The organism is Acinetobacter seohaensis, assembly GCF_056431365.1.
Genome location: NZ_JBWKMK010000130.1, coordinates 16,510 through 29,470 on the forward strand (window position 1 = coordinate 16,510; position 12,961 = coordinate 29,470).

Consider the following 12,961-nt stretch of genomic DNA (forward strand, 5'->3'; position numbering starts at 1 on the left):
AGGAGGAATAGTGCTAGAAAGAATTCAATTAATTGACAATATTGGTAATTATTTTCAAGTGAATGCAGGTAGTATTCAATTTCAGCCTGTGAATATTATCTATGGAGAAAATAGAAATGGTAAAAGTACTCTTTGTGATATCTTTTATTCATTAGCTCTAAATAACCCTCAAATAATTCTTGATAGAAAGTCAATAATAGCTAATCAAGCACCAAGTGAAATTAATCAGACAATTAAAATGAAATTCTCTGGTCAATCTAGGGCGATACAATTTCAAAATAACAATTGGGACTCAATTCCTCCTGATGATTCACGATTGTATATTTTTGATCATGGATTCATACATAGAAATGTAATGACTGGTGTAAATTATACTCGTGAAAATTCTACAAATATGTCGGGGTTTATCTTAGGTGAAAATGCTACTCAATTTGAAGCACTTGAGTTACGAAATCAAAAATTAAGAAATGATAGAAAAGACTTAGCAGGTATTAAAAATCAACTTAATACACATGGTGTTGGCAATATTGATACTTTTGTATCCATGCCTTTAACAGAAAAAACAGCAGAAGAACTGGATTTAGTATTACGGGCATCTAAAGAAAAACAGATTACCTTAAATACTCAAATTTCCAATATTGATCATGTAATTCGCAGACCAATCCTAGACGATATTAGCAATATACGAGCAATTAAAGATAATTTACTTTCAATTAACAAATGCTTATCCTTGAATATGGAGAACGTACATGAAGCCTCAAGAGCTATCGTGGACGGACACAAAAATAAGGTTGCTAACACAAATTTATTTAATGGGTGGGCATCGAATGGCTTGAAACATTTGCAAGATGATTGCCCTTTCTGTGGACAGGATTTAAAGGAAAGTGCTCAAATATTAATTGATAGCTATAAAACGGCTTTTGATACTACATTTCAAAATTTTCTGAGTGGAATAAGCACTCAAGTATCTTCCTTGTTAAAAATCAATCTTGTCGATTCAAATTTTGGATCTGTAAAAGAGCAGCATAAAAGAAACTTAAATCTATTAGAAAATACTTATATTGAAAGAGAAGTCCAAAGTCGAATACATGCCGAAAACTTCATTGAGCAATTAGCGCAAAAATTCGAACGTCTTGAATATGTTTTTTCAGAATTAGAACAAACTGATAGCGAATTTGATGTAGTAATAAGAACCTCGCTAGAACAAAAGTCACAAACCCCTTACAACTCCATTGATCCAATAGACTTCACTAATTTGGAGGCCAAATTTAATGAGTATTGCTTATTAGTTGGGGAATACAACCACATCAAAAGTGCTGTAAACAACATTTTAAATCAATTTAAAGGATCTCAAGATGTCACATTATTGAAAGGCCTTCTCAATGAAGAAACCAGTAATGAAGAAGCTTTAACAAAATTTAAAAAAAGGCACGACTTAGATGGTCTATGTACAAGCTATATCAATTTAAAAGCTCAAATTGAAAGCGATCAAGCATCTTATGATACTGATAAGACAGCACTTGAAAGTGCTCAAAATGAATTCCTAGATACATATTTTGCAGAAATAAATACCTTATTCCGTAGAATAGGCTCATCCGATTTTGGAATATCCAAAAGTATTAATCGTAGTGGTACTCGAACGGTATATGACTTGGAAGTAACTTTTAAAGGTTGTCCTATTGATAGAAATAAGCTGCATTGTTTATTTAGTGAATCAGATCGGAGGGCTTTGGCACTTTGTATTTTTCTTGCCAAAATCCATCAATTACCTCCAGTAGATAGGGAAAAAGCGATTCTGGTGCTAGATGATCCTGTTACCAGTTTTGATAATGAAAGAATTTCTAGCATATTGCGAATTCTATATACCCTGAATAACTCAATTAAACAATTAATTATCACTACTCATTATAAGGGAATGGCATCCGCAGTAATGAAAAAATTTAGTGATGCTCAAGCGCTGAAAATTGTGCAATCAGAGAATGGGTCAATGCTTGTAAAAGCAACCAAAGAGGAAATGACTGCCACAGCACATGATGAAAGATATATGGAAATCATAGATTTTATTGGACGTAGAACTATGGATAATAAATTCACGAAACTTCGACCTTTCATCGAAGATGAAATGAGACAGCGTTATAGATTATCCCTTTCAAAAATTGGCTTAAATGATAGAACTAGTTTCAACGATTGCATTGAGGGTTTAAAAAATCATGGCTATATTTCTAGGCCAATTGCCGAATCACTTCATGATTTTAGAACAACTCTCAATCTCCCAGCTCATGAATTAGAGCTTTGGACAGTAGATGATTGTAGATCATATGCAGAACAAATGATGGATTTTATATATTGCGAGCTTTAGTTAAAGCCCTATAGCTAAATTCCAAGGGCTGTAGCACGTAAATATATTCATAAAATGGTATTTTACGAATATATTTACGTGCTACTAAATTAAATGCATATTCTTATCTAAATGAACAGGTATTCTTATTTTAAGTTGGACACCTGTTCTTATTTTATTTGGACACGTCAGAAAATTAACTCTTAGATAAGCTTCTATGAATTGTTAGAGTATCCCCGTACCAGTCTGATGCTTTAATAAAGCTGCCAATTGCGAACCTGATTTCAACTTTTCCATGTAAGGACATCCTAGATCATTTGGCGCCCAATGCGGACAACGCAAATAATACTGATCTAAAAGACCCACGCCATTCTTTTTCTTTTGTAAAACCATAGGTTCTGCATGAATCGGACAACAAACAATATCAATACCTTGTTTTTTATTCTGTAAATCAGATTTCAAATCATCCATACGTTCAATAATACTTTCAGAGGTACTATGATCTTGAAGAATAATATTAAAATCTTGGGCAGAAAGACTAAACTCAGGTGCAGAAGTATCTGTCATTAAAGCAAAATCTTGTCTAGACAAATTTTCTCGGTAATCACACAAACGAACTTGACGATTTGTAAAGTACCAACCAGTACAACCCCAATAGAAATCTTGTGGATTAACATGTACTAAATTACGTGCCCACTGCAACTTCATAGGTCTTTGACATTTAGGGCATGTCTTTGCCATGGTATCTGCAAAAGCATTCCATTGAAGGACATGGGTTGTTTCTAGATCAATATCAACTTTATGAATATTATTTTCATTCTGTTGAAATCTATCAGCAGCAATAATTTGACTATCACTTTTAATGCCTTGTTTTAGAAAATTTCGCTCCTCATCAAGCTCATACAGCCTTTTACGTTGTTGTTCAGTAATACGTCCTGCTTCATTCAATTTTCTACGCAAAAATTGAATTTCTTGATTAAGCTCATGTATTTGATCTTGTTTTTTTTCTCGTTCATCATAAACAGTCTTAGCAGCAATTTCTTTGGCAGTAAAATAAGTTTTTACTGTAGATACGACATCAGAAACGACGCTCACAGCAGCACTAAATAGGGATCCTATCCCAGAAAACAACATATCGAAAAAGCCCATTATGCCCCCTCAAAAAAAAGGTCTGAAATAAAGCTTCAGACCTTTTTAATTTACTGAACCAACTTCATCAAACTACCAAAACTATCAATCACCGAATACTGAACAGTATCGCCCAATGACTGATTTTCTTCATTTAAAGTTGTGAAGAATTTTTTAGCACTTTCAATCTTACTTTTTTCTCTAGCTTTTAGATCAGCATCTAGCATAGAGCCTTTCGTTTCAGCGACAAAATAAATCTGACGTACTTTGTCTTTATTAAAAGCAATTGCCCAGTCAGGATTATAGCCACCAAAAGGTGTAGGGATTTGGAAGCGATCAGGCAATTTAGCATAAACCACCACCTCATCTGCACCATCTAGCTCCTCAACAAATTTGCGCTCCACATCAGAATCAGTAACCACATACTCCCAGATATGACGTTCAGCCTTATAAGACTGCAATGGAATATTGTCGTTGCTGACAAAAATTTCATTGTCAGGGTAAGTGCTATTTAAAGGATTGTATTTCAGTCCTTGAATGACCATTTTAGCTTGCTGTTCATTAATAATACGGCTCATTTCACGAATAAAAGCTTCTGGATTTAACTTAAACTGAGAAAATACTGCTGCATTGATTCCCTGCAAAATACGAGCAACTGTTTTACGAGTCAGGTTCGTATCATCTGCAATATTACCAATTAGGTCATAGGTCACTTGAGATTGAATTGAAATGTTTGCAACTTCAGTATTTGTTTTAACCTTTCCAAACATTTCTTTGGCTTTAACTTGCTCATAGGTGGATTCATCATGCTGAGTTGCTTCAGCAAGTTTATAACTTAGCGTTTCTACAAACTTATTGTTGCGTTCTACAGCAGTACGCTCAACAGCGCTGATACTTTGCTCAATCAATTTTTCAGAATCCAGATGAATCTGATATACAGCTTTTCGATTAATCTGCGACCATAAAGCCTGAAACTCTTTACGCTCTAAATTGGCTTGATTGATGGTATTGGTCAGTTTCTTATTACCATCATCAGTCATGCCTTCCAAAGCTTTTGGATCAAACAGCCCATCAATCAGCTTGTGAATTTGCTCAGTATAAGCCACTAAACTTTCAGGCAATTCAGCAAGCGTACCTTGCTCTTTCGCTTCGTGATACTTTGGCGTCAACTGATCATTGTCATCAATATAATCATGCTTAAACAAATGCTTATTGATTTGCTTTGCCATCAATTCAGTGACTTCAACACTAGATCCATCTGATAACTTAAAGATTTTCCCTTTAAAGTAATCAGGGGTAGCTTGTGTCGGGCGATTCTGAATCGTATTCAGAATTTCTGATTGTAGATTCGACACAAACTCTTTGTAACTTTCATTGGTCACAACTGTGAGATTATTCAGTTTGTGAATTTCTCCTAGTGCCCCTTGGAAATGGTTGGCATCCATACGTTCGCCAAATTTATTCACTGCAAGGCGCATACCACGGCCAACTTCTTGGCGACGAGAAATCACATTATCTGAATGCTTTAAAGTACAGATCACAAACACGTTCGGGTTATCCCAACCTTCCCGTAACGCTGAGTGAGAGAAAATAAAACGAGTTGGCTCTTCAAAGGAAAGTAGGCGTTCTTTATCTTTTAAAATCAGGTCATAAGCGTCTGTATCATTAGATACCTGAGCTTCTTCAGCTTTTTTATCAATTGCTGGATTGGCAAGACGTTTTGATTTCTTATCAATTGAGAAATAACCGTTGTGAGTACGGTCTACCTCAATTGCTTTCAGATAGTCAAAATATGGGTCATTTTCTAAGTTTAGATCCTCAATTTCATTGAGTACCTGTTGATACTGTTCCTTGAAAATTTGAACGTATTCACCATCTACAGGATTATTATCCTCATCATATTGACGATATTTTGCCACTTCATCAATGAAGAAAAGACTCAGAACTTTAATACCCTGATTGTATAACTGACGCTCTTTTTGAATATGTGCACGAATCGTTTCACGGATCTGAATGGTTCGCATGATCTTTTCATCAACATGCCCCAATGCTTCACCCACATGAATTTTTGTGCCATTCAAGAAAGTCACCGAGTTATCTCGTGCATCAATATCTGAGACGACATAACGGTCATTGTATTGTTCAGCTTTATTGGAAATATCGTAAAGGTTATCGCCTTTACTAACCTTCCTTACTTCACGCTTAAAGCCATTCTTGGTTTCAATCTCAAGTTCCAAACGAGCGACAGGAGCAGATTTAGATACAATGATGTCTTGTAAGTATAAATATCCATGTGTGCCTGATAATCCTTGGACTTCAACACCTTTTACAGTGATTTTTTTCACCAGTTTTTGGTTATAGGCATCCAAAGCATCCAAACGGTAAACAAGGTTATAATTGCGCTTATGCGTTGCAGAATAGCGCAGAATAAACAATGGGTTGAAGTTAGATAAAGACTCTAGGGTTTTATCCGCTCCCATCTTTTGTGGCTCGTCTAAGATCAAAATTGGACGGTTACGACTAATCACATCAATTGGACGACGAGATTGGAATTCATCCAGTTCATCATAAATACGACGGTTATCTTTACCTGTCGCATTAAACGCTTGAACGTTAATCACCATGACGTTGATCCCACCATTCGAGCTAAAGCTTTCCAAATGGTGTAATGCTTTGGAATCATAGATAAAGAAACGGGCCTTTTTGCCATATTGCTCTTGAAAGTGATCAGCCATCATATTCAGGCTTTTAAAGACACCCTCACGAATGGCAATGCTTGGTACGACCACAATAAATTTTGACCAACCATACTGCTTATGTAATTCAAACATAGTACGGATATAGCAATAGGTTTTACCTGTACCCGTTTCCATTTCAATATCAAGGTTTAATTGGCTTTTGGTCAGGTTCTTGCCTTTGCCATTATCATCCGTGATGAGTTGAGATGATCTTTGTAATCCACTTGCTGCTTGGACATCCTGAATGTTTTTCAGTACAGCTTGCAGATCAAAAATATGGGCATTCTCAAAACCAACATCTGCAATCACTTTTTTAGCCTTGCCACCTTGTAAGTCCAAGGTTTCTTCAAGCATATCGACCTGTGCAGTTACTTTTTTAGCTTTAGCTGCACCTTGGTCAATCATATACCGATGACCTTCAGAACGTGGTTGCCCTTTAAAGCAATCCACAATCGCTTGTACAGAGTCTTTCTGATACCCAAGGGTTTTAAAACGGATTTCCATTATTTAACCCCCCTTAAAGAAACTTAACTTCGGTATCAGGAGAGAGCTGTTTAAAGCGTTCTTTGATATTAGTTTTATCATGATCCAGATGAATAGCTTTTTCTGCTGAAACGAAGCGCAAAGGATGATCTTTAGCAACTTCATCAACCACATCGAAAGTTAAATCATCAAAACACGCCACAAGGCTATTGCCTGCAACATAAAACACTTCTTTTCCTGCAATAGTTTTACGTTCAATTGACAATGAAAGCTCAAGCCCCCAATCCAACATGACTTGGAATAGTAGGTCTTCAGATGTTCGATCTTCTTTAATGTTAGAGACTAGATCTACAAGATCAGATTGTTTATAAGCATCTGGTAAATAGAATACATCTTTAAAACAAGTATCATCCAGATATAAAGCCCTAACACCAATATCACTTACCAGATTTTCATAATTTTTAGCAGCCTTTCTAATTCTCTCCCTAGAGATATCAGCAATCGTTTGAAAACCAGATATAAGTTTTTTATTTTCTTCAGGAATTTCTGCTGGCACTTGTACCATTATAAATTTTCTATTTCCATTATCTTGTTTATTTAATTCATAGGTTGCATGAGCTGTAGTTGATGAACCTGCAAAGAAATCTAAAATCAAAGCATCTTTATTATCTGCACAGCCTGCATATATACAATCATAAACTGTCCATAAACTTTTTGGATAGGTAAATGATGAGTTTTCAACTAAGGAGTTTACAATTTTCGTTCCATATTCATTTGCATCATAACGAGTATCATTCCATACAGTTTTATAAAGACCAAAGTTTTTTCCAATTTGAATATCATAACCTTCTTTTGTTTTTTTTACTTTAAGCATAGATTTAATTGATTCTACACTTTGTCTTGCATAACGCCATTTACGCTCAATTCCACTTTTATCAATTGGATATATGTAAATATGATTATCATAAATTTCATTAAATTTTGGATGAAAATCATCAGGACAAACGTCCCCAAAATTAATTATTTCCAAAGAGTCCTTATTTATCACAATTGGATAAAAGCAATTTTTAGCATCTGTTCTCTCAGATTCGGAGCCCCAGTTCCTTAAATTAGACCAATCCACATCTTCATCTTCAATTTTTCGGTTTGCTATACGTTTTTTGCCCTTAGGTACAACAAATATTGCAAATTCATGAGTATAAGAAAAATTGGCACCTTGAATACCTCTAGGATTGTGAACAATTGTTATACAATGATGTTCATAACTTCCTTCATTAAAAATCTCTTTTAGAAGAATACTTAATGTAGGTTGTTCATTCTCATCAATAGCGCATATAAGCACTCCATCTTCTTTTAATAAATTTTTAGCTAACTTAAGTCGACTATAAATCATCGACAGCCAATCAGAATGAAATCTTCCATTCGATTCTTTATTTGTAAAATATATATTACCTTCTTCATCTATATCTTGAGATTTTAATAAATAGTCTTTTTCACTTATTGAATAGTCATTTTTATATATGATATTTCTACCAGTATTATAAGGGGGATCTATATATATAACGTCAACTTTATTTAGATAACTTTCTTGTAAAGTTTTTAAAACCTCAAGATTATCGCCTTCAATAAACAAATTCTGAGTGCTATCAAAATTTATACTTTGATCTCTAGATGGTCTTAAAGTTTTTTTTATAGGCATATTAGCAGCTAGAATAGCTTCTTTTTTACCAACCCAATCTAATCTATAGCGCTCTTTATCTGCTTCTACAATATCATCAGATAATTCTTGTCGAAGCAAATCAAAATCGATTACGTTGCGTATATCACCGTTTTCGTTAACTATCTCGGTAATACAATTAGGAAATAATTTTTTTAAATTCTCAAAGTTTGAAGAGCATTGGTCAAGTGTATGCATTTTAAGACTATCATTTAAAGTCATTATTAATCCTCAATATTTAGTAGCTACTAAATTAAAATCACCATAAAACTAGGATAAAGAATAACATGATCACATATAAAGAACTAGAGGGATGCCATATTTTTTTCAGCAAGACTTGTTTGAAAAATTAGATATTTTATGTTAATAATCACTATCTTAATATTAACACTAAGGAAAAAAAATGACACTTGGCATCCAAGCCATGCTTGGCAAAATTAGATTACTACCGCAGAAAGATCCAAACTTTAATGCGTTAGTTGAAAATTTATTAGGGTTGGGATTAGATGGGGCAGATAAAACTCGTAGTCACGTCAACCATGCTCTGGGTACTGTTCAGGAATTTTTAAGTCTTTATCCCCAACATAAACAAACTATTAAGAATTCATCTAAAATTGAATCATTTCCTATAACTAACTATCCTGCGGTTCTAGCTGATTGGATACAATTTATTCAATCTCAACATGGGCCATTTGGACCAAACAGTTGTTATGATTACGATATACAAAAAAATATTCTTCCAGTGAATTTAGGGGGTAATGTAACTGGAGGAGGAGCTGGTGGTGATGAGTTTAAAAAAGTTTTACGCTTATTAGCTGAAATTTTTTAATCTTCCAATTGATTGTTGACTAGCTTTCAGGCTAGTCAACTTTGAACTAAGTAACCCATTTATTTAAATAGATTATTTATTCCATCACTCAACAAGTTAATTTTCTTATTTATTTCTACCTTACGATTAAACTGTTTTTCAGTTCTCAATTTGGATTTCAGCTTATCAAGCTGCTTTTGCAAGCTTTCAAGCTGTTGAGCTTTTCGCAATTTAATTTCAATAGAAACTGATTCATCATCGTTTCCTGAATTTTCATTCGATGTAATCGGCAATATCTGTGCGATGAAATGTTCATATAGATCAACCAGTTTTAAGTAAAGAGGTAACTCAATACGATCATTATCTTCTAGCCAATCAGAAGCATAATATTGACCTATTACAGCTTTGGTTTTGTCTGCTTGATTCAAACGTTTATAGGTTGCAACAACTTTCACTTTATCCTGATAAACAACTTCAAAAATAATTGGAGTGAGAATGAGCTTATCAATGAAAGATAGAATTGACACATCTAAATCTTTAACCCGACTTTTCACTCGAAAGATTTGGATTTCCTTCAAATCTTCCTGATCTTGGAGGTGAATTGTAGATGAAGCCAACTTGTAAGCCCACCGTATATTTTCCACTTGATCAACAAATAGCTGTTCGATCTTGGTATTGGCTTTTCCTTGTTCATAAAACTTATTTTTCGGAATTAACCGATCCACTTTAGCCTGGGGTGGAAATTTATATAACTTCATGATCAAGATTCTTCAATCACAATAAAACTAATAAGCTCAAAGTCATTTAATCCAGAAACCACATCTACCAACGCTGATGTAGTCAAGCCTGAAAACAAGCTATCAATATCCTTCTCAGCTTTTACGTCCTGAATGGTATGAATCACAATATCCAACAATTCTGAATATTGGCTCATATCTCGTCCATCATTGGTTTTCTCATTAAACTTTTCATACGCTTCAGGAATCGGATGATCCTTTCCTCGACATGCTTTACGTGCTACATCCAATAAATATTTTGCTTGGGTATAATCGTAAACAACCTCACCATCCTGATTAATATAAACTAAGTAATATGGATATAGGCGGTTGCTTTGACTGTTATGCGACTCAGGATGTCGTGCTCTTAGGGTAAAAATGACTCCTGCATTTAAACCGAGTTCTGGCTGTGCAGGGACAACAGTATGTAGTCCATTCGGTAATCGCTCTAATTCAGGATGTTCTTCCATATAACTAAGCAAATCCATACGGAAGTCATTCAAACCCAAGTCAGTAATAGAGACACCTGTATTGGCATCTTCTAAATCTAGGACTTCAGTTTGTAGTTTCTGTAATTGTTCACGACGATAGGCAATGTCATTCGCTTGTGCGCTGAGAACGTTATCATCGCCTGTACTGGTCATATCGACAATCACCATGCGATTTTCAACTCGTTCACGCAAGTTAATATATTCATCTAGGCTGATGTCAGGCCAATAATTGACGAGCTGAATGACGTTGTTGGATGAACCAATACGATCCACACGACCAAAGCGCTGAATGATGCGTACAGGGTTCCAGTGAATATCGAAGTTAATCAAATAATCACAATCCTGTAAGTTTTGACCTTCTGAAATACAGTCTGTTGCAATCAGTACATCAATCTCTCTCTGTTCTTCAGGGAAGATGTCTGCTTTTTGCTTGGATTGTGGCGAGAAGAGGGTCAACAGACCTTGCATGTCATAACCTTGACGACTGCCTACACGGGTCTTGATCGTTGAGGTATTGTCACTACCAATCACTTTGGCACTGTGCAAACCATAAGTTTCTAGCAAGATTGGAGCAATATGCTCATAGATATAATTCGCTGTATCCGCAAAGGCAGTAAATATGATGACTTTACGGTTATTGGCGTTAATTGGATTCTGAATTTTCTCAATCACATGCGCTTTAAGATGCTGTAGCTTGGCATCCTTTTCAGCATTAATCGGCTGAATCGAGCACAGTAAACCAAGAATAATATGGTAATCACCCTCTAGATCTACTTTCCACGTCAATAGATCCATATCGCCTAAATGAATTTTCAGCTTATTGCCAATAAGATCTTCGGTATTCATTAACTCACCATTCTCGTCTTCATCGTAGCCAAAGTCTGGGGAAATGCTGACTGCATCATCGGCTTGACGTGCTTCAAAGTCAGCAATTTTAGCGAGCACATTCTCAATATTTTTCTTTAAGACATTCAGCGTTAACCTAAAGGCATGAACAGAACTTTCTAAACGTTTTAGTAAGTTAACAGTCATTAAGGCTTGTAAGCTTTTTTCACGGTCTATTTGTCTTAAATTACCTTTACCTTCTACACGGGTATCAAAAATCTCTTCATACTTTCTTAAAGCACTTGCAAAGATATAACTCACTGGTGCATAGACAGACATCTTAATTAAAGATAGATCAGCATAAATTTGATTCAAAGAAACACTACTCTGATCCGTTGATAATGCACAACGGAATGAAATTGGCTTGAGTCGCTGAGGGAACTGTCCGATATCTTTAGTGTCATAGAAAGTTTGAATATGCTTTCTTGAACGGGCAATCGTTACACTATCTAAAAGTTTAAAGAAATCGAAATCGAGCAGATTCAGAATTGCTTGAGTCGTCCGTTGCTGTGGTTCTAGTTTTGCCCAAGCATTAAAGCTCGCTTGTGCTCTACGGAAGATGGTTTCTACATCACGCTCTGTATCAAGCTTGTTTTCCAATAAGGCAGCGTTACCTTCATAGGCAAGAGCTAATTGGTTCTTGAGATCGGTAAAGTGGTTATTGACTGGTGTTGCAGACAACATCAGCACTTTAGTTTTCACCCCTTTACGAATCACTTGATTCATTAAGCGATCATAACGAGTTTCTCGATCTTTAAATGCACCACGGTTACGGAAGTTGTGTGATTCATCAATCACCACCAAATCGTAGTTGCCCCAATTGATTTTGGCTAAATCTATCCCTAGAGTTTCACCACCTTTACGGGAAAGGTCTGTGTGATAAAGCACGTCATAGCTAAAACGGTCTTTGGCAAAGATATTCGTGACTAAATTAGCGTTGTAGTTCGTCCAGTTTGCACCTAGTTTTTTAGGGCATAAAACCAAAACACTTTTGTTTCGCAACTCGTAATATTTGATCACAGCCAATGCTGTAAAGGTTTTACCCAAACCCACACTATCAGCCAAGATACAGCCATTATAAGTTTCTAGTTTATTGATAATGCCTATGGCTGCATCTTTTTGGAAATTAAATAATTTATTCCAAACCAAAGTATCCTGATAACCTGTCAGGTCATTAGGCATTACATCTGCATTAATATCTTCTAAGAAGTCTTTGAAGATATTATAAAGCATCAAGAAATAAATACGCTCAGGAGGATTTTCCTGATATACAGACTCAATATGTCGGATGATTTCGCTGGTGACATCTTCAACTTTTGAAGGGTCATTCCATATTTGATTGAAGAGCTGAATATAGGTTTGCACCATTGGTTGCTCATCAAAGCAATTCACCATATTTGAAATGGCATTACCTTTTTCAAAGCCAAGTCCCATTGGGGTAAACCCCTGAATGGGCATATAAGTTAATGACTGCTTGTATCTTGATTGATATAGTGATTAGCTACCACTATACGCAAATTGTAGAGTTTGGAGTGCTGCTAAAATCTTAAATTTGAACCTGAGATAAAACCTACAATTTGCCCTTATCCCTCATACA

At 35.4% G+C, this 12,961-nt stretch carries 6 protein-coding genes and 1 pseudogene; 2 read left to right on the top strand and 5 right to left on the bottom strand.

The window, feature by feature from the left end; all coding sequences use genetic code 11:
* The first annotated feature begins 10 nt into the window (after positions 1–10).
* Complete coding sequence (locus AC07E5_RS11790; RefSeq protein WP_498625526.1) at positions 11–2,359, top strand: AAA family ATPase; 2,349 nt, start codon at positions 11–13, stop codon at positions 2,357–2,359.
* 204 nt (positions 2,360–2,563) lie between these two features.
* On the opposite strand, the gene AC07E5_RS11795 is transcribed toward AC07E5_RS11790, so the two are convergent.
* From AC07E5_RS11795 to AC07E5_RS11805, 3 genes are read right to left on the bottom strand one after another with little or no spacing between them, the layout of a single operon-like run.
* On the bottom strand, positions 2,564–3,487 hold the full coding sequence (locus AC07E5_RS11795) for a hypothetical protein (RefSeq protein WP_498625528.1): 924 nt from the start codon (positions 3,485–3,487) through the stop codon (positions 2,564–2,566).
* A gap of 50 nt (positions 3,488–3,537) precedes the next feature.
* Entirely contained in the window at positions 3,538–6,708 is a 3,171-nt protein-coding gene (locus AC07E5_RS11800) for a type III restriction-modification system endonuclease (RefSeq protein WP_498625530.1), read from the bottom strand.
* A 13-nt stretch (positions 6,709–6,721) separates the two neighbouring features.
* Complete coding sequence (locus tag AC07E5_RS11805; RefSeq protein ID WP_407538174.1) at positions 6,722–8,626, bottom strand: site-specific DNA-methyltransferase; 1,905 nt, start codon at positions 8,624–8,626, stop codon at positions 6,722–6,724.
* 181 nt (positions 8,627–8,807) lie between these two features.
* Here AC07E5_RS11805 and AC07E5_RS11810 point away from each other — a divergent pair, with 181 nt between their 5' ends.
* Positions 8,808–9,233, top strand: a complete 426-nt coding sequence (locus AC07E5_RS11810) for a hypothetical protein (protein WP_286429764.1) — start codon at positions 8,808–8,810, stop codon at positions 9,231–9,233.
* Positions 9,234–9,292: 59 nt separating this feature from the next.
* Here the strand turns inward: AC07E5_RS11810 and AC07E5_RS11815 are convergent, their stop codons facing one another.
* Both AC07E5_RS11815 and AC07E5_RS11820 read right to left on the bottom strand, forming a co-directional pair.
* Complete coding sequence (locus tag AC07E5_RS11815; RefSeq protein ID WP_498625531.1) at positions 9,293–9,970, bottom strand: DUF4391 domain-containing protein; 678 nt, start codon at positions 9,968–9,970, stop codon at positions 9,293–9,295.
* 2 nt (positions 9,971–9,972) lie between these two features.
* Positions 9,973–12,840, bottom strand: a pseudogene (locus tag AC07E5_RS11820) (helicase-related protein); the annotation flags it as partial.
* Positions 12,841–12,961 lie beyond the last annotated feature (121 nt).

Excerpts from the sequence above, each read along its gene's own strand:
- AC07E5_RS11795 (WP_498625528.1), bottom strand. The coding sequence starts at position 3,487 with ATGGGCTTTTTCGATATGTTGTTTTCTGGGATAGGATCCCTATTTAGT.
- AC07E5_RS11800 (WP_498625530.1), bottom strand. The coding sequence starts at position 6,708 with ATGGAAATCCGTTTTAAAACCCTTGGGTATCAGAAAGACTCTGTACAA.
- AC07E5_RS11805 (WP_407538174.1), bottom strand. The coding sequence starts at position 8,626 with ATGACTTTAAATGATAGTCTTAAAATGCATACACTTGACCAATGCTCT.
- AC07E5_RS11810 (WP_286429764.1), top strand. The coding sequence starts at position 8,808 with ATGACACTTGGCATCCAAGCCATGCTTGGCAAAATTAGATTACTACCG.
- AC07E5_RS11815 (WP_498625531.1), bottom strand. The coding sequence starts at position 9,970 with ATGAAGTTATATAAATTTCCACCCCAGGCTAAAGTGGATCGGTTAATT.